The organism is Paenibacillus sp. FSL H3-0457 (assembly GCF_037981725.1).
In the GTDB taxonomy this organism is placed as follows: Bacteria; Bacillota; Bacilli; order Paenibacillales; family Paenibacillaceae; genus Paenibacillus; species Paenibacillus amylolyticus.
The window spans coordinates 4,252,755-4,277,229 of the sequence record NZ_CP150283.1 but is presented as its reverse complement, the minus strand read 5'-3'; the positions used below and the strand labels follow the sequence as shown (position 1 = coordinate 4,277,229).

Genomic DNA, 24,475 nt, shown 5'->3' with positions numbered 1-24,475 from the left:
CGTTTACAGCACTCCTTGTGTTTGCTTCTGTTTCATATCTTCGATGATATCGTAAAAGGTAGCGAATGGCACATGGTCCACACCCAGCTCAATACATTTGTCCGTTAAAATGGAGCGGGAGTAGACGAGATCGGCAATTTTGGCACCTTCAAAATCCGTCAGACTGTCTCCAATGAGGATTCGATTGTATTGTTCTTCCGGGAAGGTACGAATGACTGTTGTTTTGCACATGCCGCAGCCATTCTCACAAGGAGGCTGGCAGGGATTCGGCCATTCAATCTTAATGGTTTCACCCGAGAAGTCAGCTCCGTTGCAATAGACATGATCCTGCGGGATATGAAATGGTGCGAGTAACGGTTCAATGAAAAAGTCCATGCCACCGCTGGTCACATTGAATTCGATACCTTCGCTGCGAACGTAGTCAAGAAACTCGCTGAATCCTTCACGGATTCCCGCTTGTCCAAGCACAAATTCCACTATTTCATCTTTCTGCGATGCAGGCAACAGAGCAAACATGGCTCCAACACCTTCACGAAGCGAGATTTTTTGCTCAATCGTATCTTTCATAATCGCTTCAATGCCATCAGGTTTGAAATGTTTCATGATCGCTACAATATTGTCCGAGAGCGTAATCGTACCGTCAAAGTCACAGAAAATGACTGTTTTTTTATCACTTCTCATCGTTCGCCACCCCACAGATCCAATGCACTTTTCAGCTCCGGATGCTCGGTTGCATATTGCGCGAGTGGAATGGAACGCTGAGCTGCCTCAATGGCTTGCAGGAATGCACGTCCGCCTGCCTCAGTGCCCATAGGATGCCCATGAATACCGCCACCAGCATTAACGATGACATCTGTGCCAAAGTCACGCAAAATGAGCGGTACAAGGCCTGGATGGATACCTGCTGAAGGCACTGGCATACTGGTTCGTACTGGCAGATCAGCTGTCAGTAATTGCTCCGTGATCGCCATATTTTCTTCCTTCGGCATCGTAACCGAACCATAAGGAGAAGGGAAGAGCACCAGATCGGCACCTGCAAGACGCATCAACTGACCAAGTACAACCGAAGCCGACATGCCATAATGTGGTGAAGGATACAGTGCTCCTGCAAGAGCAGGGTGAGCCATAATTGGCACATTGATATCTGGATCACTGCTGAGTTCATGCAGCACATCATACCCGTAGGACAATACGTTGAACAACAAGGCATTTGCTCCTGCACCAATAGCGCGTTCAGCTTGTTGCTTCAGACGAGATGTAGGTCCTGTAAGATTGGTTGCATACAGAAGTTTCTTGCCGGTCTCCTTGCGTGCCTGTTCGGCAGCTTTCATGCAGACCTCGACTCTTTTTTCGATGGGTGTCAATTTATTCTCGAACAGAATCTCATCGTCCTTGATCAGATCAACGCCACCAAGAGCCTGACGAATAAATTGTTCACGTAGTTCATCTGCATTTAGCCCAATAACTGACTTGAAGATACTCATTAACAGTGGTCGGTCGTGTACACCAAGCAGATCACGAACACCATTCAGTCCAAACTTGGGTCCCGGGAATGCACTGAGGAAGCCATCCGAGAAACCAAGCTTTGTAAGTTTGATCCGGCCATCCATTGAGATTTTGCCAAAGACCGTCACGAGCAGGGCAGGGATATCACGGCTGAAGTTAACATCAGGATATCCGATAGTAATATCAGCGTAACGCTCACCCGCAGCCATGCCATCAGCTTCATGGACTTCTACGCTGATTACTTCGCCCAGATGCTTCTGCATCGCTTCACGTTGTGCTTGCGGCAACTCAGTCCAGCTACCCACGGTCATGCCAATCGCGATGGACTGAGCTTTCTTGCGAAAGTCTGCATGATCATCATGCAGACGATATGTGGCTGTGCACATGTTATTCATTTTAAATCCCCTTCCAAAGCAGCTCCCATCTCCCGTGAGCGCTCTGCACAGCGGTTGACGGCTGCGATTACATTTTCAAAGAAATCTCCTTCGTCCAGCGTTTTCAGTGCTGCTTGCGTTGCCCCTCCTGGGGATGTCACATCACTACGAAGCTTCATCGGTTCCAAACCGGTTTGTTGTACCATACGTGACGCGCCCAGCACCGTCTGAACAGTGAGATCACGAGATTGCTGGCTGGATAAACCACCACGAATACCTGCCGCAATCATGGCCTCCATTAAATAGTATACATAAGCAGGGCCGCTTCCGGAAATCCCAGTGAGAACTTCGAGTTTATCTTCAGGTACGATGGTCACGATACCAACCGCTTCAAACATGGTCATCACCGTACTGCGCTGTTCATCCGTAATCTCCGCAGAGAAGGCAAGCCCGGTTGCACCGAGTCCAATGGTACTGGATGTGTTCGGCATGGTTCTCGCGATCGGTTGTTTACGACCAAGCAAGGACTGCATCGTGCGGATTGATAATCCGGCAATGACAGATACGATCAGTTGATCCGGTGATAACAGTGGCCCAAGTTCGCGCAGCGCTGCGGCAGCATCTTTGGGTTTCATACAGAGTACAATGACCGGAGTGGAGGCAAGGTGATCCAAGGATTGCGAGGCAGTTCCGGTATGTACAGCATAACGGGTGCTGAGCTCCTCCTGACGTTTCTGGTTGCTGCGGTTCAGCATCGTAATATCCTGAGGACGAACGACTAGGCGGGAGATCAGTCCGCGCACGATGGCTTCAGCCATCGCGCCTGCTCCGTGGAAAGTAATCTTCTGTTGTAGTAACGTCTGTTGCTCTTGACTCATATTTATCGTTCCTCCTATATAACTGGTGCTGGGATATTATTGACGAATCTGTCCATTGCCTGTAATCCGATATTTGGTCGACGTGAGTGCTGGAAGTCCCATCGGTCCACGTGCATGCAGTTTCTGGGTACTGATTCCGATTTCGGCTCCATAGCCAAATTCAAATCCATCGGTGAAACGTGTGGACGCATTGTGATAGACGGCTGCTGCATCCACATCATGCATGAAGCGCTCTGCATGGGCTGTATCCCGGGTTACGATACACTCGGAATGTTTGGTTCCGTAATGTGCGATGTGCTGCATCGCTTCGTCCAGGTTCTCGACCACCCGGATATTTAAAATATAGTCGTTGTACTCGGTCGCATAGTCTTCCTCGGTTGCCTCAAGAGCGGAAGGGACAAGACGGCGCACCGTGTCGCAACCTTTCAAGACCACATTGGCCTCACGGAATTGCTCGGCAAGTGCAGGCAGATGCTCTTCCGCGTATGCGGCATGCAGCAGCAACGTTTCCATGGAGTTACATACGGATGGACGTTGTGCCTTGGCATTGATGGCAATTTCAGCTGCCATAACTGGATCGGCTGATTCATCCACATAGGTATGGCAGATGCCCGCTCCAGTTTCGATGACAGGTACCGTTGCGTTGGCAACCACATTACGAATGAGGGAAGCTCCTCCGCGTGGAATGATAACGTCCAGCAGTCCGTTCAACTTGAGCATCTCATCTACGGAAGCACGATCTGCATCTTCAACCAATTGCAAAGCATCAGCAGGCATGTCTGTCGTTGTGAGTGCCTGATGCAGCACCTCCACAATTTTACGATTGGAGGACAGGGCAGAGGAGCCGCCGCGCAGAAGCACTGCATTACCTGTTTTGAGACATAATCCGGCTGCGTCTACAGTTACATTAGGACGAGCTTCGTAGATGATGCCAATCAGGCCAATCGGCACTCTTAATTTTTCAACATGTAATCCGTTTGGACGGGTAAATGTCTCTAACACTTCGCCGACTGGATCAGGCAGATCTGCAATCTGACGTAACCCTTCAGCAATGCCTGCGATCCGCTCTGGATTAAGTGCGAGTCGATCCAGCATGGATTCCGGCGTGCCTTGTTCTCTGCCTCGTGCCAGATCTTCGGCGTTTGCCGTAATGATGGAATCCGTCTCCTTAATCAAAGCATCTGCCATGACACGCAGGGCCGTATTTTTCTGTTCTGTATTCAATCGGTTCAGCTGTGGAACCGCTGCTTGGGCTTTGCTGGCTTTTTCTCTGACTTCACTCATCGTAATTCCTCCTCATATATATATAAAGTTAAAATTTTAACCACTATATAGCTTCATAGTTATTTTAACGTAATCCATTCGTCTCTATGAATAACCTCAAGTCTATGGATGCTAGCGAGTTGTTTCATCACTTCCCCACTGGGAAGTCCGGCAATGAGTCGAAGCTGGTCATCATCATAATTGACAATACCGCGACCGAGCAAGGTTTCATCCATACCAATGACCTCTACGACGTCTCCTGCATGGAATGTTCCCAGTACCCGCTTGACCCCTACAGGTAGAAGACTGTGGCCCCCATGGACAAGTGCTTCTTCAGCACCATCATCCACAACGACGGTTCCCAGCGGAGTAGACATGAAGCCAAGCCACTGCTTTTTACGGGATAGCGAAGCGAGTCGTGTCTCAAAGTAAGTTCCTTTGCCCGTGCCATCAACCGCCTTCTGCATATCTCCGGGTTCTTTCACACTTCCCACGAATACAGGTACGCCTCCACGTGTAGCAACCTTGGCTGCATCAACTTTGGATCGCATTCCGCCTGTGCCAACCGCCGAACCTGAACCGCCGGCAAAAGCATAGATCTCAGCCGTGATTTCGGGAATACGGTCGTAACGCACGGCAGAAGGATCTTTGCGCGGATCTGCGGTGTACAGGCCGTTGGTATCGGTAAGAATGATCAGATGCTGAGCCTTCACCAGGTTTGCAACCAATGCGGACAACAGATCGTTATCACCAAACTTCAATTCGTCTACCGACACCGTATCATTTTCATTAAAAATCGGAATCACTCGCTGTTTAAGCAACTCTTCTACGGTCATACCTGCGTTACCCATGCGTTTACGACTGTGAAAGTCTGTACGAGTTAACAAAATTTGCGCCGTAGTAACGCGGTGCGCTGCAAAAGCCTGTTGATATGCCTGCATCAGTAATGCCTGCCCAACGGCCGCTGCGGCTTGTTTCTCATGTAGCAGTTTGGGGCGCTGAGGGTAACCGATCTCCCGGAATCCGGCCGCTACCGCTCCTGAGGTGACCAGAAGTACTTCATGACCCTGATCAGCCAATGCTGCAATTTCTCCGGCAAAAAAAGTGATCGAACTGCGATCCAGACCGCCTTCTTCCGTTGTAAGCGAGCTGCTTCCAATCTTAACTACAATACGTGAAGTCATGGTTTCACTTCCTTAAACATGATTAATAAGTGCTTCTGGAGCAGGCTTTAGCGGGTACAAAAAAAACTCCCGCCCTTTAGTTAAAAAGGACGAAAGTTCGTTACTTCCGCGGTACCACCTTTATTGATGATTAGATCATCCGGCTTCATGCCCTGTAACAGAAGGCACTGTCCTGCACGTAACAGGCCGCTCAGGGGTAGGTTTCAGAGAAGAGCCGCGGTAAATTCTTTCAGCAGGGTGGAATTTACTCTCTGGGCGCGACTGATATTCTCTTACTGGTCCCGTCATCACGTTTCGTTCAATATTTCTTATAACATACCATGGAAACTTGGCATATGCAAAGGGGTTATGGTCCTGTAAATTACTTGAATAAATTCAGCTTGCCAATCCGCTGGGCAGCTTCGCGTAATCGGTTTTCATCACTTAACAGTCCCGCGCGCACATAGCCTTCGCCATGCGAACCAAAACCAATACCTGGGGCTACGGCTACCTTGGCTTCTCGCAGTAACAAGTCTGCAAATGAAGCGGAGGTATAACCGGCAGGTACAGGCAACCAGCTGAAGAATGAACCTGCGGGTTTCGAAGCTTGCCAGCCAATCGAGGAAAGAGCGTCATAAAACGTATTGCGACGCGATTCGTAGCGTGAAACCAGTGAGGCAACACATTCCTGTGAGCCAGTAAGTGCTTCCGTTGCCGCAGCCTGAATTCCACCGAAGAGACTGACATAGATATGATCCTGAAGCAGATTGATTTTAGAAACAATCTCTGCATTACCAAGCGCGAATCCAACACGCCATCCAGCCATATTGTACGTTTTGGATAACGTATAGAATTCAATGCCCACTTCTTTGGCACCAGGGGCTTGCAGGAAACTTACGGGACGATGTCCGTCAAATCCAATTGCACCGTAAGCAAAGTCGCTGGCAATGACGATTTGATTTTGAATGGCAAATTCAACCGTATCTTCGTAGAACGAAAGGGGTGCCGTTGCTGACGTTGGATTGTTGGGATAGTTCAGGAACATCAGCTTGGCTTTCTCCCGATCTTCGGCTGTAACAGCCTCATAATCCGGCAGGAATGCGTTGGACTCCAGCAAAGGCATAAATGACATGTTTGCTTTGGCGAGTGCAACACCAGACCAGTAATCCGGGTAGCCCGGATCTGGAACGAGAACGGTGTCGCCGGGGTTTAGCAGGACCTGAGGTAACTGAACCAATCCGGTTTTGCCTCCGAACAGAATGGCTACTTCAGTCTCGGGGTCCAGATCAACGTTGTAATCTTCCTTATAACGTTTGGCGACAGCTTCCTTCAGGAAAGAGTACCCTCTAAAAGGGGAGTATTTGTGGTAGAGGGGATTCTCAGCCGACTCTTGCAGTGTTTTCACAATATGAGGTGGTGTAGGTGTATCCGGGTTCCCCTGACCCAGATTGATCACGTCATGTCCACTTGCGATTTCACGATTTACATTTTGAACAAGGGTAGCAAAAAATTGCGTTGGTAGCTGTGTCATCACATCAGAAGTCGGTATCTTAAAAGCTGAACGAGCAGATGTATGGTCTGATTGGGTCATTATATTCATCACTCCGGTTATTAATAATGGCAAATAGTTCTCATTAATTTATCACGTCAATCCCGAGCTGTATAGAGGGAAATCCGCTTGAATATACAGTACATAGGAGCAAAGAGCGGAGTATTGTACAAAACTGAAAGTGCTCATTTAGTTTTGTCCATTGAGCTGAGAGAAGCCATGTTTTATGATAATATCCGATAATGATAATCAATATCATTAATTTCTGGCACAACGCACATGATATAGGGGGAGAGATAGAAATGAAAAAGGGCATACGAAATACGGGAGTATTATTAACGATCACATGGTTATCCATCCTGCTACTGGCTTGTGGAAATCAGGCTGCAACACCTGCTGCTGGCGCAGATGATTCCAAAGCAGCCACAGAAACCACAGAGACCCAAACTGCAACGAAAGAGACGAACGAGGGCGAGACCCGGATATTCAAAGACTGGACTGGCCATGAAGTTGAGATTCCTGTAAATCCGAAGCGAGTTATCTATCATGGAGAAGTTACAGGGGATCTGCTCGCGCTTGGTGTAGTTCCTGTCGGCATACTTCGTCAAGAGGGAACCGTATTTGATGATCAGGTTGCTCAGTCAGAAGATGTAGGATTTCCGATCAGTGTGGAAAAGGCGTTAGACCTGAATCCCGATCTGATTATTTTCTCCAACAGTGACGAGGCTCAATATGATCAGATCGCAAAGGTTGCACCCACGGTTACATTTGATTCGTTTGGTTTAATAGAAGATCGCATGCGTATCCTTGGCGATTTGTTGAATAAGAAGCAAGAAGCGGAGGAATGGGTTACGGCTCATCAAAAAGCGACGGAAGAGATGTGGACGCAACTTCATGAGAACGGATTAAAAGAAGGGGAGACTGCTTCGGTATTCACCATGTATCCCGGGAATCGTCTGTTTGTCATGGCGGGTGCAGGATTGCCACAGTTGTTATACGGAAAAGACGGGCTGAAGCCAACCGCGGAAATCCAGAAAGTATTGGATGAAGACATGGGATTTGTAGAGATTTCAACTGAAAAATTATCTGAATTTGCCGGTGATCGGATATTTATTCTGGATCCTGTGACCGACGATGCGAAACAATCCACCAAGGAATTGCTGGATAGTACAATCTGGAAGAACCTGCCTGCGGTGAAAGATGGAAAAGTATATCGTTTTAATATCGTAAAAGCTTCTAGTGATGCTCTTTCGAGGGAGTGGCTGTTACAAGAGCTGCCAAAACAGATGATTCAATAATGGTGACGAGCTAGTGAGGCAGGAGTAACACCTTTGAGTAATGCAGTTATAAAAAAGTGAAAGGGGCCTTCAACATTTCGTTGAACGCTCTTTTTTGCTGATTAAACTCATATCTGGATTATTAACAATTGCTCGCTTATAATCAGACCATACAGAATGATTGATAATTATTCTCATTTTAGAAAAACGAGGTGAACCGACATGCAGGCTTTGGATGCCGATGGGGGAGCGTTGTTCTTTTCAGCATTCATGTTTCGGCTGGATCATCTGGTACGTCGAATTGAACCACCTGAACAGGTGATGCTGGAAGTTGCTTGCGAGAAACATGCCTTCCTGATCTGCGAAGAAGGGGATGGGCGTTTATATATAGGGCATGAACAGTTTCCGTTTACTACGGGATGTGTTTATCCGCTTTCTCCGGGAGAGGGGTACCAGATTGAACATCGTAATAACTCGGAATTGAAATATATCATAATGGCTTTTGATGTTATTCATGTGTTGACGGGTGATCCCGAACTCTTTACCCGCGCTGTATTTGAGCACAGAAACCAATTGAATGGTTATCCCTATGCTCCGTTAAGTGGGCTGCTGGAGCAGATGTATGTCATTCGGAATTATAAAACAGATGCCGAATACAGTCATTTGAATGCACAGTTCCAAAAATGGATGGATATGATCATTACCCGATACACTTCTCCAAAGACGGAACAGAGTATGGAAGCAAGACTACACAGCACGATTCAGTATGTGGATGACCATTATACTGAAGAAATCACTGTACAGAAACTGGCACGACTTGCGGAGATCAGACCTGTACAATATACGACCCTTTTCAGACAACTCACGGGTCACAAGCCGCTCGATTATGTGAATCATGTTCGCATCAAACATGCCAAGGACTGGCTTCGCAAATCAGATGAACCACTTCGGGATATTGCGAGTCGCGTTGGGTTTAAGGATGAGTATTATTTCAGCAGGCGTTTTCGCCAAATGACGGGATTATCTCCTCGTCAATATGACAGATCGATTCAGCAGCAGAGATTGGTACAGGATTGGTTGGGTCATGATGTGAATATTCCAGTAAATCCGGACCGAATTATGTATTACGGAGATTCCGCTGGGGATCTGCTGATGTTGGGCATTCAGTTACTGGAAGATCAGACATATGACGCGGTCGCTCCGGTTAATGTGGAAGCCGCTGTTATCATGAAGCCGGATTTGATTATTTTTGATAGCAGCAATGAACAGCAGTATGAACAACTTTACCGGATTGCACCGACGCTTGCTTACAATTCACATGCCACTTTGGAAGAACGAATGCGCAGATTGGGCAGCTGGTTTGGCAGACAACCGCAGGTTGAACAATGGCTAACCTCCTATGCGGAGCGTACCGAGCAGATGTGGGCGAAGATCCATACTGTGATTGAAGAGGGGGAAACGGCATCCGTATTTACATACCATCGGGGTGCACGATTATTTGTTATGGGCAATATCGGTCTGGCGCCTATGTTATATCATCCAATGGGATTCAGGCCAGTTACCAAAGTGAAGGAAGCACTTGTGGCAGGCAGAGCCTATAAGGAAATCTCGGCTGAAGCGGTACGTCAGTACGCGGGAGATCATGTGTTTGTTATGCTGCCTGAGGAAGTTGTGGCAAGACAGGCTACAGAGATGCTGATGAAAAGTCCCAGTTGGCAGGCCCTTCCGGCTGTGCAGAATGGACGGGTATACCCTGTGGAGGAGTCAACTTGGAATGTGGGTGATGCGCTCACGAGTGATCGATTGTTGACCCTGCTCCCTGAGTTGTTGTGTGCAAGTTCATAACAAAAACAGACTTGCAGTCCTCAGGAGGATCAAGCTATGATAGCAGGTATTACGGTTCAGAGGAGTGCTTGTCATGACAGAAAAACAACAGGGAGAAATGCGTGTAGCCCTGATTCAGGGCGATATTCAACTCGGAGACCCTGAGGCCAATCATAAACATATGCAGACGTTGCTTGAGCGTGCGGTAGAACAATATCCGGATCTGGGGCTGGCCGTGTTACCTGAGATGTGGAATACCGGATACGCTTTGACTCAAATTCATGAACTCGCTGACCTGGATGGCCAGAAATCTCGGGAATGGCTGTCTGCTTTTGCTCAAAAACATCAAATTTCCATCGTTGGCGGTTCAATTGCTGAGAAACGGGATGGTCAAATATACAATACAATGTACGCTTATGATCGTGAAGGAAAACAGGTAACACGATACGATAAATTACATTTGTTCCGTCTGATGGACGAAGAGAAATATTTACAGCCAGGTGCGGAACCTGAAATTTTTGAATTGCAGAACGGTCTTACAGCGGGTGCTTCGATCTGTTATGACATCCGGTTTCCGGAACTTGCCCGCACCCTTGCTTTGAATGGTGCCAAGGCATTGATTGTACCCGCCGAATGGCCGAAACCTCGTCTGCACCACTGGCGTACGTTGCTTACCGCACGAGCGATTGAGAATCAGATGTATGTGATCGCATGTAACCGTGTAGGTAAAGGGGGAGAGACCGAATTTTTCGGACATTCCCTCATCATTGATCCTTGGGGTGAGATTGTGGCTGAAGGTGGCGAAGGGGAAGAGATCGTGACCGGAATTATTCGTCCATCTCTGGTAGATGAGGTTCGCGGACGGATTCCCGTATTTGAAGACCGTCGACCTGGCGTTTATTTTGGCGGAAAATAAAAACTGAAATGAAATTCTTCAGAAAAAGTGTTTATTCTTCCAGGACGCGGGTAATGATAACTATCCCGTCACCAAGGAGGATGATCAATCAATGGACAACCATGTGAAAGATACGCTCAGGAGACTGGAACAGGATAACACAAGGGAAGATCACTTAAGGGCATTCTTACAGAATGGAGCAGGAGGGCTATCACCCCCTGATTCAACTGTTCAGGACGAAGGCCGTGTAATGAATCAGCAAAACAGGCTGACAAGCGATCGTAATTTGCGTAAATAAACCGCCAGACATGAAGTTTTCTTATGTACGTTTCTACGTTAACATTATAAATTAGCATTGTAGCTAAACAACTTAACAAGCAACATTGTACTGTAACCAGTTACTGTGATTGCAATGTAAGAACTCTATCCTGCGGATGCGGGAAACGAGTATATGACAAAGGCTTGGCCCATAAGGGTCAAGCCTTTGTTTTGGTTCAGTATGAAATGTACCTAAAGAAATGTACCTAAAGAAATGTACCTAAAGAAATGTACCTATACCATAGAGCAATTTCTTAGTCTCCCTTTGACAGTTCGGCCACGGTTTGTTGAAACGTATGGATGAATGCTTCGGCTGCCTTCGACAGCACTCTGCCTTGACGATAAGCCACAACAAGTGTTCTGCTAGGAGTAGGCTCAGCAAGTGGCACATACACAGGCACGAACTCACTGCGCGGCGCACGGGCGATAAAGCGTGGAACCAGGGTAATACCCATACCTGTGGCGACCAGCGACTGAACGGTTTCAATATTGGTGCTCTCAAACACAACTTGGGGATCAAAACCAGCCTGCTCACAGAGATCGAATGTAAGTTTGCGGAAGCCCTGCCCTTTTTTCAACACAACAAAAGGTTCATCCCGAAGCTCTTCAATTCGCACAGGAAGCGGATGTTCCGGATCTGCCCTGCGTGCCAAAGGGTGATTCGGGGGAACTGCCAGATCAATCTTTTCCTCTCCAATGGCAACGTAGGCGAGACTTGGCTCTTGTAAAGGAAGAGATAACAGACTGAGATCTGCTTTGCCGCTTGCTGTCAATTTCTCAAGCGTAAGCCCGGAGTCTTCCAATAAGGTAACCTCAATCTCGGGATAAGCTTGTTGAAACGCAGGAAGCACGTGTGGGAGCAGGTGTGATCCCGTGATCGGCATGCTGCCTACAACGACTTTACCTTTGCGAAGCTGGGAGATATCGGACATTTCCTGACGCAATAGCTCCACGGCATCTACGATCTTCTGGGCTTGCTCGACAAACGTAACACCCGCATGGGTTAACTCCACGGTACTCGTATTACGCTGAAAAAGTAGTACTCCCAATTCTTTTTCCAATTTGGATAATTGCTGGCTTAATGAAGGTTGAGCAATATGCAGCTTCTCTGCTGCCCGGGAGAAATTGCGTTCGGCCGCAATTTGCAACGTATATTGAAGTTGTCTGAATTCCATCGTCATTGGTCATTCCTTTCGTTATGCCACCATTATATCATTACAGATGAAGAAATCATTAATTTCGCTTAACCGCTTGCGCTCCATCAGAAGAGTTGTTATACTGATTTTGAAAACGCTTAATAAGAACCACTTACCCGGGTAAAACAAAATCAACGTTTTCATGTGTACCAGTTTCAAGTGTTAGCACAGAACCATTTCAAATGTTCATATTCTTTTTCGTTCATATAATTGAATAACATTCATCCAACGATGGCGTGTTACTGTTCGGCAGGCAAGACCTAGATTGGGTGGGAAGAGTTTCTCTTTTCCTACCCTTTTTAGGTCTTTTTTTGTTCCCATCAAGAAACGGAGGTGCACCATGAATTACAAACAATTAGCCCAATCGATTATGGAGCTGGTCGGTGGCAATGATAATATCAACACGTTAATTCATTGCTCTACCAGGCTCAGACTTACCCTGAAGAATCCGGATATGGCGAAGACCCAAGAAATTAAGAGCCTTGATGGTGTTATTGGCGCAGTGAATAGCGGCGGACAATATCAGGTTATTATCGGTAATGACGTCGCGTACGTCTACAATGAACTTGCCAAGATGATGGATACTCGGCAATCAAACGAAATTCAGGAGAAACAAAAAGCGGATTATAGCCCCAAAGGACTGTTTAATACTTTTGCCAGTGTCATTGCAGGCATTTTCCAACCTATTATCCCAGCCATTGCTGCCTCGGGCATGCTTAAGGCACTTTTGCTACTGGCGACCGTGACCGGCCTGATGTCTAAAGAGAGCCAGACGTATACCGTTTTGAGTGTCATGTCTGATGCTGCCTTTTACTTTCTTCCGATTCTACTGGCTTATTCCAGTGCAAATAGATTTAAAACCAACCCCTTTGTTGCCGTTCTGTTTGGTGGAATCATGTTACACCCGAATATGATTGGTCTACTTGGCGGTGAAGATCCGGTGTCCTTTATTGGCATACCTGTTGCATCCGTTCAATATGCGACATCCGTGGTACCGATTATTTTAACGGTCTGGTTCATGTCTTACATTGAAAAGTTCGCGGACAAGATCTCACCAGGACCGGTCAAAATTTTCCTTAAACCTTTGATTATTATTCTCATTGTTGCTCCAGTTGCCCTGATTGTACTTGGGCCTCTGGGGATGTATCTCGGAACGGGAATGTCCAACCTGATCTATTGGATTCAGGATAAGATTGGATGGTTGACCGTTGTCATTATGGCTATACTGATGCCTCTGATTGTCATGTTCGGTATGCATAAAGTATTTTATCCCATTATTTTCGCAGCCTTGGCTTCACCTGGATATGAAACACTGGTGCTGGTCGCGATGCTGGCATCCAATATGGCGCAGGGAGCAGGCGCACTGGCGGTGTCATTCAAAACCAAAGACATCAAGCTGAAACAAGTCGCTTTGTCTGCAGGAATTTCAGGTGTATTCGGTATCACGGAGCCTGCTCTGTACGGTGTACATTTAAGGCTCAAGAAAACGCTGTTTGCCTGCATGATCGGCGCCGGAGTCGCTGGGTTGTTCGCAGGTATTGTGAATCTCAAGGCATATGCTGCCGTGGGTCCGGGGATTGCATCTATGCCTATGTTTATCAGTGAAGATCATATGAATATTATCTATGCGATCATTACCATGCTGATCTCTGCCATTGTCGCGTTTGTCGCTGTATATGTCATTGGATTTCAGGATGTTGTTCCAACAGCAGTGTCGATAGCAGGCAGTCCTACAAACAAAGCGAGAGGCGAATCTGAAATCCAGCCATCCAAAGGGATCAAATCGAAAAAGATCGTTTTTGCTCCATTGGAAGGTAAAGTTCTGCCATTAAGAGAGGTGAAGGACGAGGCCTTCTCGCAAGAAGCTATGGGACAAGGTATGGCCATTCAGCCAAGTGTTGGCAAGGTGTTTGCCCCGTTTGATGGTACCGTTGAGACGGTGTTCCGTACCAAACATTCCATCGGTCTGAGATCGGTAGAAGGTGTAGAAATTCTGATTCATGTCGGATTGGATACGGTGAAACTGAAAGGCCAGCATTTTGATGTAAAAGTGAATGAAGGAGAACAGATCTCTCATGGTCAACTCCTGATTGAATTTGATCTTGAAGCTATACAAGCCGCAGGTTATGACACTACGACTCCTGTAATTGTGACCAATTCATCGGATTATCTGGAGATACTGGGCAATGAAACTGCGGCGACAACAGGACCGGAGAAACCATTAATTACGGTGTTATAACTCGCTGAAATATGAATGAAAGGCGGCAGCCTGATATGAAAGTCATAAAAATACTAAATTCGAGCATTGTTCTTGCCAGACGTGGTGAGGATGACAAGGAAATTATTGTGATGGGAAAGGGCATCGGCTACAGGAGCAAACCGGGAGATGTCGTGGGGGAGGATGAGATCGAGAAGATCTATGTCCTTGAAAATGAAACGATCTCTTCAGATCTCACTGCCCTGATGAAGGAAACGCCAAAAGAATACTTGATTCTGGCTGATGAAATCATCTCCCACGCGAAACATACATTGTCCCGCCATCTGAGTGATCATCTCTATGTCTCATTAACAGATCACCTGTATATGGCCATGAAGCGATTCAAGGACAATATGACGATCCAGAACCGAATGTTGTGGGAAGTGAAAAAGTTCTATCCGCAGGAGTTCAGTATCGGGTTGCATGGCCTGTCTCTCATTCAAAAACAGCTTGGACTCTCCCTGCCTGAAGAGGAAGCGGCGAATATTGCCTTTCATCTCGTTAATGCGCAGCAGAATGATGACAATATGAATCAGGTCATGATGATGACCAATACTGTCAAGGATGTACTCAATATTATCAAAATTCACTACCAAGTGGAGCTGGATACACACAGCATCAACTATTCACGCTTTTTGACCCATTTGCAGTTTTTCATTCAACGGCTTTTTGAATATAAAACGTTAAACACGCAGGATCATGAGCTCTTTGAGCAGATCGCGAATAAATATCCGCAGGAGGAAGCCTGCGTATTGCTAATCAAGGATTATATTGAAGCTCGGTTTGAACATACGATCTCCACTGAAGAGATGATGTATTTGATTATTCATATCAATCGGGTCATGAGTCGCAATTGAGCAAGAATCAAAGAGTTACAGAGATAATCCAAGGAGGAATACACAATGACCAATACAACAAGAACGTTTCCAGAAGATTTTCTATGGGGAGGAGCGATTGCTGCCAATCAGGCAGAAGGAGCGTGGAATGTGGATGGCAAAGGTCTGTCTACAGCCGACATTGCTATCTATCGAAAAGGTGTAGCCAAGAGTGAGTATAAAAAGCATAATGCGATCAATGAAGAACAGATCAAAACTGCGATGGAGTCTAGCTCGGACAGAGAATATCCGAAACGCAGAGGCATTGATTTTTACCACCGCTATGAGGAGGATCTGGCCCTGTTTGGGGAGATGGGTCTCAAAACGTTGCGCTTATCTATTGCTTGGACCCGAATTTTCCCGAATGGCAACGAAACAGAGCCGAATGAAGCCGGTTTACAGTTCTATGACCGCGTTATTGATGGCATGCTGAAACAAGGGATTGAACCATTGATTACGTTGTCGCATTATGAGATGCCGATGTATCTGGTGAATCACCATGGTGGATGGACGGATCGGAAAGTCGTCGAGTATTTTGTTCACTTTTGCAAAACCGTGTTCACCCGTTATAAGGACAAAGTGAAGTATTGGATTACATTTAATGAAATTGACAGCATTGTTCGTCATCCGTTTACGAGTGGTGGTATTGTGCCGGAGCGTTTCGAAAATGTGGAGCAGGCCGTATATCAGGGGTTGCACCATCAATTTGTAGCGAGTGCGCTCGCAGTGAAATACTGTCATGAGATCATTCCCGGTTCCCAGATTGGATGTATGCTTACCAAACTGACAACATACGCTCATACATGTAATCCCGAAGACGTACTCGTTGCTTCCCGGGATAATCAATTCAATCTTATGTTTACGGACGTACAGGTGCGTGGAGCGTATCCGTACTTTACGAAGAGATTTTTTGCCGAAAAAGGGATTAACCTGGATATGCTTGAGGGGGATGAAGAGATTCTGAAAGTACACACTGTGGACTTTATCTCATTCAGTTATTATATGTCCCTGGTATCAAGTGTGGATGGCGACCGATTGGAGCAGGTGAGTGGCAATACAACTGGAGGGGTGAAGAACCCGTATCTGCAAACGAATGATTGGGGCTGGCAGATTGACCCGGTAGGTCTGCGCATATCACTGAATGAACTGTATAGTCGTTACGAGGTGCCTTTGTTTATCGTTGAAAATGGAATTGGGGCGGTAGACACGATTGAAGCGGATGGTAGCATTCAGGATGATTATCGTATTGATTATTTCCGATCTCACATTGAACAGATGCATGAGGCGATTCTGGACGGTGTTGAACTGCTGGGCTATACCAGTTGGGGAGTGATTGATCTGATTAGTTATTCTTCTTCAGAGATGGAGAAACGATATGGCTTTATTTATGTAGATCAGGATAATGACGGCAATGGAACACTGGAGAGAAAACGCAAGAAGAGTTTCTATTGGTACAAAGATGTGATTGCGAATAACGGTTTGTAATACAGTAGTCGGACAAGTACTCTATAAAAGGCGTTGATATGATAATTTTCATTTCATAACAGAAACTAGCAAAGCAGCTCTGGATTCAGGGCTGTTTTTTATGTTCTAGATAAAAAGCATTGACAGCGAAGCATCGGAAACGTAGTATAAGACTTATCTGATAATGATAATTGTTATCAATTGAAACCTCTGCGACGAGCAGTGGTTTATTTGTCTTTCTCTCATTATAGGTTAAACCTATTACATCTATAGATATTATATCTTGGAACAATGAAGGACAGGGTGATATATTTATGTCATTCAAGAGCTTCACTTTTTAAAGAAAACAGAGGCTCTTCCAAGGACCGAACTTATAATGAGGTGAAAATGATGAGTAAAAAAACGATGTTTGAGAAAATTTGGGAAAACCACGTAATTCATCAAGAAGAAGGCAAACCAAGCATTCTGTATATCGATCTGCATCTGGTGCACGAAGTAACTTCTCCACAGGCATTTGAAGGTCTTCGTCTCAGCGGACGTAAAGTTCGTCGCCCTGAACTGACATTTGCAACAATGGACCACAACGTTCCAACGAAAGACCGTTTCAACATTACAGATCCTATCTCCAAACAACAAATTGATACACTTTCGCAAAACTGCCGTGATTTCGGCGTGAAATTGTATGATCTGGACACGATTGATCAAGGCGTTGTACACGTTATGGGACCTGAACTGGGTCTGACTCACCCGGGTAAAACGATTGTATGTGGTGACAGTCACACGTCCACACACGGTGCGTTTGGCGCACTGGCATTCGGAATCGGAACAAGTGAAGTTGAGCATGTTATGGCAACTCAATGTTTGCAACAAGCAAAAGCCAAAACGATGGAAGTTCGTTTTGTCGGCAAACGTAACCCGGGTGTAACCGCGAAAGATATGATCCTCGCAGTCATCGCCAAATACGGTACAGACTTTGCAACAGGTTATGTTATTGAGTACACAGGCGAATCCATCCGTGAGTTGAGCATGGAAGAGCGTATGACGGTCTGCAACATGTCCATCGAAGGTGGAGCAAGAGCAGGATTGATCGCTCCGGATGAAACAACATTTGAATATCTGCGTGGACGTGAATACGTACCAGCGGATGCCAAATTCGACGAAGCTGTAGCAGGTTGGAAACAGCTTGTAACCGATGAAGGTGCCGAGTTCGACCATATGGTTGAAATCGATGTGGAGACATTGATTCCGCAAGTAACTTGGGGAACAAGCCCTGGCATGGGAACCGACATTTCTTCGAAAGTTCCTGTTCCGGCTGAACTGCCTACAGAAAACGAACGTAAAGCGGCTGAAAAAGCGCTTGAATATATGGGACTTGAACCGGGAACACCAATCGCCGAGATTCCAATTGATTATGTATTTATCGGTTCTTGCACCAATGGACGGATCGAAGATCTGCGTGCAGCAGCACAAGTGGCTAAAGGTCACACGGTATCCAGTCAGGTTACAGCAATTGTTGTACCAGGCTCAGGACGTGTTAAAATTCAGGCTGAACAAGAAGGTTTGGATAAAATCTTTACGGAAGCTGGATTTGAATGGCGTGATGCGGGATGCAGTATGTGTCTGGCAATGAACCCGGATGTATTGAAGCCAGGTCAACGTTGTGCTTCGACGTCCAACCGTAACTTTGAAGGACGCCAAGGACGCGGAGGACGTACGCATCTGGTATCTCCGGCAATGGCAGCAGCAGCAGCGGTTAAGGGCCACTTTGTGGACGTACGGGACTGGAATTTCAAAACAGAAGCAGCGATCTAATCTATAACAGACAGAAGGGAGAACGTTTAATATGGAAGAATTCAAAACATTACAAGGCATCGTTGCACCGGTAGACCGGGTCAATGTAGATACAGACGCAATCATTCCGAAACAGTTCCTGAAACGGATTGAACGTACCGGATTTGGACAATTTTTGTTCTATGAATGGCGTTTTGATGAAGAGGGCAACAATAATGCTTCCTTCGAAATGAACAAACCTCGTTATGAAGGGGCATCCATCCTGATCTCACGCGCCAATTTTGGCTGTGGATCATCCCGTGAGCATGCGCCATGGGCGATTTTGGACTATGGATTCCGTTGTGTCATCGCTCCATCTTATGCAGACATCTTCTATAATAACTGCTTTAAGAACGGAATCTTGCCAATCAAGTTGTCAGAAGAGCAAGTTGAAGACTTGTTCCAACGTACAGCGACACATGAAGGCTATGAGATGAATGTAAATCTGGAAAACAAAACGATTACTGATGCATACGGACTGCATATCGATTTTGATCTGGATGAGCACCGTCGTCAATTCCTGTTGCAAGGATTGGATGATATCGGTCTGACTCTTCAACATGATGATGAAATCGCTGCTTATGAACAACGCCACGCGGCAAAACTGTTCGGTTAATCGTTAAAGTATCGCATAGCAAAAAGCTTCTGCCTCGCCCAAGGGACCTTGTTCCCATCGGTGAGACAGAAGCTTTTTGTAGTTTCAGAAGTAAATTAGCTTAATAAGTCAGCTATACATAGAACTCCTGATTTTTCTTGACCGAATACTTCAACAGATACAATAACAGCCGACTAAATAGAGAACCTAAAAATCGATTACTGAGGTAGCTCCAATGGGTCGTTTTTTGTATTCAGAAAATAGACATAGATATAACAAGCCAAATGCACGAAATTCACAAGTGACCATACCATAAGCCATATGATTGGAGTTGATAGCGTAGTCCAGATGCCAAACCAAGGCAGCACACGTCCTCCGCCGATAAACGTAACCAAGGGGGACAGAGATAAGAGAATTAGAACCGGGATCAGTCTACCGACCGTGATCATAATCAATTTGCTGATCGTTAGGCGTTGGTTGCTCCGACGTATGCGGAAATAGCCGTAGATGCCCCATGCAAGCGTAGCGATGATCAGCGCAATCATAATCATTTCCATATTCCGACCGTTTACAAAAGAGGTTTGGGGTTCCTGCCCCCTCATAATATCCGCTATTCCATCAATAAATGCCGAGTAATTCACATAAGCGTTTATACCAGAATTAAACATTACGGCAATGCCCATTTGCTCGTTCAAATAAACCTGTTCTTCGGACTTGTAGGTCCAGAAAATGCCGCTGTGGGAGATCGTTTGGCCGTTAGACGCATCTTGGTTTGCAAGCCAGCCCATGCCGTACGGACCGATCGCTCCTGAGGCATGATATTGTTTCATCAGCACAGGGGAAACGAGGCGGCCATTATATTGGGAAAGCATCCATAGGGACATGTCCTCTGCGGTTGAAACGATGCCGGCGGGGCCCTCAATGAACCAAAGCGGTTCGGATTGACTTATAGCGCGTCCCAAGCTCAGGTAATGTCCTAGAGGGATAGTATTATTCTCATAGAATTGCTGCGTTGTATTGACACTGAAGGTATGATTCATTCCTAACGGTTCAAAAATATGTTTTTTCAGATAATCCGAAAAGCGCTCTCCACTAACATTTTCCACGAGGTTCGCCAGCAGCACGTAATTGGGATTATGATAGCTGTAGGCTGTTCCGGGGATATGGGCAAGTTGAACCGTGTTTAATAATTGGTTCGCTTCAGCCAGTGATTGGAATTGCGGAGTCTTTGTCATATCGGGATTAATCTTGTCATTGAGACCACTTGTCTGATTCAGTAAATGACGGACCGTGATATCAAGAACGTGGGGGTCCTGTGGAGAAAGCTCTGGAAAATAGGAAGCGTAAGTCGCATCCAAGTCGATCTGACTCTTGTCCACTAGCTGCAGAACAGCCAATGCAGTAAAGGACTTGCTAAGTGAAGCAATGGGAAAAGGGGTGTTGCCCGTAACCTTCTGGCCGTCCGCCAATGTCCCGTAGCCTTTTGCGTAAAAGACCTCATCGTTATTGGCAATCGCCAGTGAAGCAGCCTTAATGTAATTGGCCTTCATGCTCCGATTCATATATTCGTCGATCTCCTGCAGCACTTCTGTCCTGTCTCTGGCTTCATTGGCGGATAAGGGGGACGCCCACGCGGTACATAACAACAAGCAGCTAAATGTGATATACATTCTTTTTTTCAGTTTTAGCATGATAACACTCCTTGAATTCAAGATAAGGAGATGTTATCAGATCATTTTCAACTATTTATCAACTCGGGTCCCAATACTTGCCGTGACGCTTCCACCTCCGTTAGGACCGTTTGCAATCCGAAGACTACCTTCATGTTTTTCGCAAAATACCTTGCAAACGTAAAGGCCCAGCCCGCGATGTTCGCTTGCATCCCATACTTCGCCTCGGTAAAAAGGGAGCATAGCCTTACTCAGGGCTTCCTCAGAGAAACCAGAACCGTCCTCTGAGACGGTAATCTTCATAATGCCTCCCTGAACGTCATAGTGAACGTTCACTTGACTGGCTGCGTATCTCGCCCCATTAGCCACTATATTCTCGAAAATCTGCATGACGAGATAGGGATCTACATGTACTGAGGCATTATCATATTCCACGGATGAGACGAAACGAATACCGAACTGTTTCGCGATTTGTTCAGCGCTGCCATCCAGCAAAGCCGTCAATGAGATCGTATCCATCGATTGGAAGTTCAACGGCACATCCTCCAGCCTCTGAATGGAGTTCATGGCCTCTGCATAACTCTCCAGACGCAAGATGTGAAGGTTCATAGTATGGATCAAGTCCAGCACCTTTTCTTCCGACAACTTCTTCTCAGGAAGATAGGTGGAGAGAAGCTCGGCGTTTCCTTTTAACACGGACAGGGGTGTTCTCAGATCATGGGCAAAAATAGCATTGATCTGCTTGCGCTCTTCAACCGAACGCCAAAGTGTCTTAAGGTTTTTTTCCAATTGTGAGCGCATGTTTTCAAATAGCGCGATCAGCTCGCCCATCTCATCCTGGCTGTCATAGGAAATGCTGAAGTCTAGATCGTTGGCCGAAATGTTCTTGGATGCTCGTTTTAATAGCTCCAGCGGACGTTTTAGCTTCCATCTGTAAAATAGAACGGCCATGGTGACAATACCAGTCGCTACGGTGAGCAGAACCGCCGTGACGAGGGAGGGCATCACCCAATCCGTTTCTCCGAAACGCAGCCGCAGGTTCTCCGCCCAAGCAAACTCCAAAGTTATAACGGCAAGCACGGCAATGAGTGTGACCACACACAACAGCATAAAAGATTGTAGCAAGGACAATCGCTTTAAAAACAGGAGTCTAGTCATGAACTTGGCCATTTGTACCCTACTCCCCAAACGGTCTCGATTTGATTATCACAGCCGTATTCCTTTAATTTGTAGCGAATTCGCCGGATATGCTCTGCGATGACGTTACTGTCACCTTGCTCGTCCATGCCCCAAATCTTTTCGTATATGCGTTCCTTTCCAAACACCATATCAGGATGCGTGGACAGCAATTCGACAATATCAAACTCTTTTTTGGGCAGTGAAATTCGCTTATCCAGGTAGTAAAGCTCCCTGGCCGTATAATCAATGACCAATTCATTGTTAAACCTTACCGAAGATTTAGTTTGGATTCGTTGTTCCCTGCGTATATGTGCTTCGACCCTGGCGCCCAACTCGCGAATGCTGAAAGGTTTCAGGATATAGTCATCGCCTCCGGCACGAAATCCTGCTATTTTATCAGCATCTTCGATTCGAGCCGTTAAGAATAAGATCGGGCAAGAGACAAAGTCGCGAATTTTTTCACATAATTGAAGGCCGTTCTGTTCAGGCATGTTGATATCTAACAAAACAAGATCGGGTTGTTTTTCCACTTTCCGCAGCGCTTCCCGGCTGTCCTTGGCTGTCATCACGGAATAACCGTTAATTTCAAAATAATCAGTCAGTAGCTTTCGAAGATCTGCTTCATCGTCCACGATCAGTATTTTAGGCATCAAGGCTCAGTCTCCTGTATTCAAGTATTTGAACTCAGCATAGCAAAAATGGATGAGAAATGTAATTTCCATATGATTTTGGGAACTGGACGAATGGAGAAAGTAACCTTTTTGCCACTCAGTTTCCGACTAAATATGACAACGTTGTAACCGGATGATCAGACAATATCTGATAAACTGATTAGTAGATTATGGAAGGTTACATATTGTCATTGATGTTACGCTGCAGAGAATCAGGTCGGATGTTCAAAAGACAAAAAGAATGGTGGATGAGGTATGAAAAAATGGTCGGCAGCAGTCGTTTTTCTTCTGTTCCTATGTTTATTCCCAGTCATGGCCCATGCAGACACCACTCCCTCGATTGTACTCGACGGTGTAACCATTAACCAGCAGACGGGTGCACCTGCAGAGAATATCGGGAAAACGGTCATGGTTCCAATTCGAATTGTTTCCGAGAACCTGGGCTATAAGGTGAAGTGGGAGAAGGAAACTCAGTCAGTCCAGGTTCAAAAAGGAAACAGCATGATTCAAATGACGGCTGGCAAAGATGCAGCTACAGTGAATGGAAACGTGGTGAACTTGGATTCGCCCCCACTGATCAAACAGGGAACTACGCTTGTTCCGTTACGCTTTGTTGGGGAAGGCATGGGTCTGCGTGTTGGCTGGGACAATGGAACCAAGACAGTAAGCCTATTTAGTATTCCTCCCGTAGTTGAAACGGAAGGTGACAGTGACCCCGTCGAGGCACCTGTCCCGGATGGTTTGACAGAGCTTCAAGGCATCAGCTTCAGCGGAGATCGCTTGATTGTAGCAACAAACGGTAATATTAGCCCCAAAGTATCCAGTATTGGTGGGCCAGACCGAATTATTGTTGATCTGCCTTCAGCGACATTTTCTGAGGAATTCATTCAGGGACAAGCCTCTAACCCGGATGGGAGTGGACAGATTCTCGTTACGGATTCATCCATAGTTTCCAAAGTTCGGTATGCCATGTTCAGTAAATCGCCTTCTACCGTGCGTGTCGTTCTGGATATGAATCAGACGGCTACAGCCAAATGGTCTGTTGGAGATAACAATGTCTTGCTCGTTGACCTGACAGCCACGAGTGGAGAACCGACAAGCCAACCGGCATTACCTACCAATGATGGCAAAACGATTGTGGTCATTGATCCGGGACATGGTGGTCGTCAATCGGGTGCAGTGAGTTTGTCAGGAGCTTATGAGAAGGATTTCAATCTGGCTGTAGGACTGAAGGTACAGGAAACCCTTCAAAAATACCCAAATATTCAAACGGTCATTACACGCCAGGATGATACAGAACTTTCGCTCAAACAGCGTGTGGATATTGCTGAATTGAATCAGGCAGATGTTTTTGTATCCATTCATGGAAACAAATTCACTACACCGGTACCAAACGGCATTGAAACGCTCTACAGTCGTAAAGAAAGCAAAACTTTGGCTGACACTCTTCACAAATATGTGTTACCGGTAACAGGACTCAAGGATCGTGGGGTTAAAACGGCTAGTCTGCATGTGACGCGTGAAACAACCATGCCTGCTGTGTTACTTGAACTTGGTTTTTTAAGTAACCCTACAGATGAAGCAGTCATGCTCACGGAAGAATACCAGGACAAATGTGCACAGGCGATTGTGGACGGAATTGTTGAATTTTTGGGACTGTAAATTGAATTGTGCGCAAATATGAAGGTTAG

20 protein-coding genes and 1 other annotated feature are annotated in these 24,475 nt (G+C 46.2%); of the genes, 10 read left to right on the top strand and 10 right to left on the bottom strand.

What is annotated here, in order from left to right; all coding sequences use genetic code 11:
- Positions 1-3: 3 nt before the first annotated feature.
- The 6 genes from MHH25_RS18855 to MHH25_RS18830 all read right to left on the bottom strand — a co-directional run bounded on the left by MHH25_RS18855 (position 4) and on the right by MHH25_RS18830 (position 6,775).
- Positions 4-681, bottom strand: a complete 678-nt coding sequence (locus MHH25_RS18855; protein WP_340017805.1) for a 2-hydroxy-3-keto-5-methylthiopentenyl-1-phosphate phosphatase — start codon at positions 679-681, stop codon at positions 4-6.
- Positions 678-1,901 carry a 2,3-diketo-5-methylthiopentyl-1-phosphate enolase gene (locus MHH25_RS18850; protein ID WP_340017804.1) on the bottom strand — a complete coding sequence of 408 codons (1,224 nt, stop codon included), beginning with the start codon at positions 1,899-1,901 and terminating at the stop codon, positions 678-680. The genes MHH25_RS18855 and MHH25_RS18850 overlap by 4 nt, the downstream gene beginning before the upstream one ends.
- Positions 1,898-2,758: a pyrroline-5-carboxylate reductase gene (proC, locus tag MHH25_RS18845; RefSeq protein WP_036671976.1), complete on the bottom strand. Its 861-nt coding sequence runs from the start codon at positions 2,756-2,758 to the stop codon at positions 1,898-1,900. Before proC ends, MHH25_RS18850 begins: the two co-directional genes overlap by 4 nt.
- 36 nt (positions 2,759-2,794) lie before the next feature.
- Positions 2,795-4,042 (bottom strand): glutamate-5-semialdehyde dehydrogenase, encoded by a 1,248-nt coding sequence (locus MHH25_RS18840; protein ID WP_036671975.1) that lies wholly within the window; start codon positions 4,040-4,042, stop codon positions 2,795-2,797.
- Between the two features lie 59 nt (positions 4,043-4,101).
- Positions 4,102-5,205 (bottom strand): glutamate 5-kinase, encoded by a 1,104-nt coding sequence (gene proB, locus MHH25_RS18835; protein WP_076317457.1) that lies wholly within the window; start codon positions 5,203-5,205, stop codon positions 4,102-4,104.
- 82 nt (positions 5,206-5,287) lie between these two features.
- Positions 5,288-5,502: a binding site (T-box leader), on the bottom strand.
- A gap of 64 nt (positions 5,503-5,566) precedes the next feature.
- Positions 5,567-6,775 (bottom strand): pyridoxal phosphate-dependent aminotransferase, encoded by a 1,209-nt coding sequence (locus MHH25_RS18830; RefSeq protein ID WP_340017803.1) that lies wholly within the window; start codon positions 6,773-6,775, stop codon positions 5,567-5,569.
- Between the two features lie 260 nt (positions 6,776-7,035).
- Here MHH25_RS18830 and MHH25_RS18825 point away from each other — a divergent pair, with 260 nt between their 5' ends.
- From MHH25_RS18825 to MHH25_RS18810, 4 genes are all read left to right on the top strand, one after another.
- Positions 7,036-8,031, top strand: coding sequence for an ABC transporter substrate-binding protein (locus MHH25_RS18825; protein ID WP_340017802.1), 996 nt, complete (start codon positions 7,036-7,038; stop codon positions 8,029-8,031).
- Positions 8,032-8,232: 201 nt separating this feature from the next.
- The gene (locus MHH25_RS18820; RefSeq protein WP_340017801.1) at positions 8,233-9,855 is read left to right on the top strand and encodes an AraC family transcriptional regulator; all 1,623 of its coding nucleotides are present in this window, start codon (positions 8,233-8,235) and stop codon (positions 9,853-9,855) included.
- Positions 9,856-9,928: 73 nt separating this feature from the next.
- On the top strand, positions 9,929-10,750 hold the full coding sequence (locus tag MHH25_RS18815) for a carbon-nitrogen family hydrolase (protein ID WP_340017800.1): 822 nt from the start codon (positions 9,929-9,931) through the stop codon (positions 10,748-10,750).
- A gap of 91 nt (positions 10,751-10,841) precedes the next feature.
- A complete protein-coding gene (locus tag MHH25_RS18810; protein ID WP_340017799.1) occupies positions 10,842-11,027 on the top strand; it encodes a hypothetical protein in 186 nt (61 codons plus the stop codon).
- Between the two features lie 274 nt (positions 11,028-11,301).
- Here MHH25_RS18810 and MHH25_RS18805 read toward each other — a convergent pair whose 3' ends face one another.
- Positions 11,302-12,222, bottom strand: coding sequence for a LysR family transcriptional regulator (locus tag MHH25_RS18805; protein WP_036607891.1), 921 nt, complete (start codon positions 12,220-12,222; stop codon positions 11,302-11,304).
- A 361-nt stretch (positions 12,223-12,583) separates the two neighbouring features.
- Between MHH25_RS18805 and MHH25_RS18800 the strand changes: the two genes are divergently transcribed.
- From MHH25_RS18800 to leuD, 5 genes are all read left to right on the top strand, one after another.
- Entirely contained in the window at positions 12,584-14,482 is a 1,899-nt protein-coding gene (locus MHH25_RS18800; RefSeq protein WP_340017798.1) for a beta-glucoside-specific PTS transporter subunit IIABC, read from the top strand.
- A gap of 35 nt (positions 14,483-14,517) precedes the next feature.
- Positions 14,518-15,357 (top strand): PRD domain-containing protein, encoded by an 840-nt coding sequence (locus MHH25_RS18795; protein WP_340017797.1) that lies wholly within the window; start codon positions 14,518-14,520, stop codon positions 15,355-15,357.
- A gap of 45 nt (positions 15,358-15,402) precedes the next feature.
- A complete protein-coding gene (locus MHH25_RS18790; RefSeq protein ID WP_340017796.1) occupies positions 15,403-16,860 on the top strand; it encodes a glycoside hydrolase family 1 protein in 1,458 nt (485 codons plus the stop codon).
- A 369-nt stretch (positions 16,861-17,229) separates the two neighbouring features.
- Positions 17,230-18,651: a 3-isopropylmalate dehydratase large subunit gene (gene leuC / locus MHH25_RS18785; protein WP_074095602.1), complete on the top strand. Its 1,422-nt coding sequence runs from the start codon at positions 17,230-17,232 to the stop codon at positions 18,649-18,651.
- A 31-nt stretch (positions 18,652-18,682) separates the two neighbouring features.
- Positions 18,683-19,285, top strand: coding sequence for a 3-isopropylmalate dehydratase small subunit (leuD, locus tag MHH25_RS18780; protein ID WP_036607574.1), 603 nt, complete (start codon positions 18,683-18,685; stop codon positions 19,283-19,285).
- A 197-nt stretch (positions 19,286-19,482) separates the two neighbouring features.
- On the opposite strand, the gene MHH25_RS18775 is transcribed toward leuD, so the two are convergent.
- From MHH25_RS18775 to MHH25_RS18765, 3 genes are read right to left on the bottom strand one after another with little or no spacing between them, the layout of a single operon-like run.
- Positions 19,483-20,955: a serine hydrolase domain-containing protein gene (locus MHH25_RS18775; RefSeq protein WP_340017795.1), complete on the bottom strand. Its 1,473-nt coding sequence runs from the start codon at positions 20,953-20,955 to the stop codon at positions 19,483-19,485.
- A gap of 51 nt (positions 20,956-21,006) precedes the next feature.
- A complete protein-coding gene (locus MHH25_RS18770; protein WP_340017794.1) occupies positions 21,007-22,104 on the bottom strand; it encodes a HAMP domain-containing sensor histidine kinase in 1,098 nt (365 codons plus the stop codon).
- Positions 22,089-22,763, bottom strand: a complete 675-nt coding sequence (locus tag MHH25_RS18765) for a response regulator transcription factor (protein WP_036607568.1) — start codon at positions 22,761-22,763, stop codon at positions 22,089-22,091. The genes MHH25_RS18770 and MHH25_RS18765 overlap by 16 nt, the downstream gene beginning before the upstream one ends.
- 276 nt (positions 22,764-23,039) lie before the next feature.
- On the opposite strand from MHH25_RS18765, the gene MHH25_RS18760 reads away from it, so the two are divergent.
- A complete protein-coding gene (locus MHH25_RS18760) occupies positions 23,040-24,446 on the top strand; it encodes an N-acetylmuramoyl-L-alanine amidase family protein (protein ID WP_340017792.1) in 1,407 nt (468 codons plus the stop codon).
- The last annotated feature ends 29 nt before the right edge of the window (positions 24,447-24,475 follow it).

Bases quoted from the DNA above. Each gene is read 5' to 3' on its own strand.
- MHH25_RS18760 (WP_340017792.1), top strand. From the start codon at position 23,040: ATGAAAAAATGGTCGGCAGCAGTCGTTTTTCTTCTGTTCCTATGTTTA.
- leuD (WP_036607574.1), top strand. From the start codon at position 18,683: ATGGAAGAATTCAAAACATTACAAGGCATCGTTGCACCGGTAGACCGG.
- MHH25_RS18810 (WP_340017799.1), top strand. From the start codon at position 10,842: ATGGACAACCATGTGAAAGATACGCTCAGGAGACTGGAACAGGATAAC.
- MHH25_RS18825 (WP_340017802.1), top strand. From the start codon at position 7,036: ATGAAAAAGGGCATACGAAATACGGGAGTATTATTAACGATCACATGG.
- MHH25_RS18775 (WP_340017795.1), bottom strand. From the start codon at position 20,955: ATGCTAAAACTGAAAAAAAGAATGTATATCACATTTAGCTGCTTGTTG.
- proC (WP_036671976.1), bottom strand. From the start codon at position 2,758: ATGAGTCAAGAGCAACAGACGTTACTACAACAGAAGATTACTTTCCAC.
- MHH25_RS18820 (WP_340017801.1), top strand. From the start codon at position 8,233: ATGCAGGCTTTGGATGCCGATGGGGGAGCGTTGTTCTTTTCAGCATTC.
- MHH25_RS18790 (WP_340017796.1), top strand. From the start codon at position 15,403: ATGACCAATACAACAAGAACGTTTCCAGAAGATTTTCTATGGGGAGGA.
- MHH25_RS18830 (WP_340017803.1), bottom strand. From the start codon at position 6,775: ATGACCCAATCAGACCATACATCTGCTCGTTCAGCTTTTAAGATACCG.
- MHH25_RS18840 (WP_036671975.1), bottom strand. From the start codon at position 4,042: ATGAGTGAAGTCAGAGAAAAAGCCAGCAAAGCCCAAGCAGCGGTTCCA.
- MHH25_RS18805 (WP_036607891.1), bottom strand. From the start codon at position 12,222: ATGGAATTCAGACAACTTCAATATACGTTGCAAATTGCGGCCGAACGC.
- leuC (WP_074095602.1), top strand. From the start codon at position 17,230: ATGAGTAAAAAAACGATGTTTGAGAAAATTTGGGAAAACCACGTAATT.
- MHH25_RS18795 (WP_340017797.1), top strand. From the start codon at position 14,518: ATGAAAGTCATAAAAATACTAAATTCGAGCATTGTTCTTGCCAGACGT.
- MHH25_RS18765 (WP_036607568.1), bottom strand. From the start codon at position 22,763: ATGCCTAAAATACTGATCGTGGACGATGAAGCAGATCTTCGAAAGCTA.
- MHH25_RS18855 (WP_340017805.1), bottom strand. From the start codon at position 681: ATGAGAAGTGATAAAAAAACAGTCATTTTCTGTGACTTTGACGGTACG.
- MHH25_RS18800 (WP_340017798.1), top strand. From the start codon at position 12,584: ATGAATTACAAACAATTAGCCCAATCGATTATGGAGCTGGTCGGTGGC.
- MHH25_RS18815 (WP_340017800.1), top strand. From the start codon at position 9,929: ATGACAGAAAAACAACAGGGAGAAATGCGTGTAGCCCTGATTCAGGGC.
- MHH25_RS18850 (WP_340017804.1), bottom strand. From the start codon at position 1,901: ATGAATAACATGTGCACAGCCACATATCGTCTGCATGATGATCATGCA.
- MHH25_RS18770 (WP_340017794.1), bottom strand. From the start codon at position 22,104: ATGGCCAAGTTCATGACTAGACTCCTGTTTTTAAAGCGATTGTCCTTG.
- proB (WP_076317457.1), bottom strand. From the start codon at position 5,205: ATGACTTCACGTATTGTAGTTAAGATTGGAAGCAGCTCGCTTACAACG.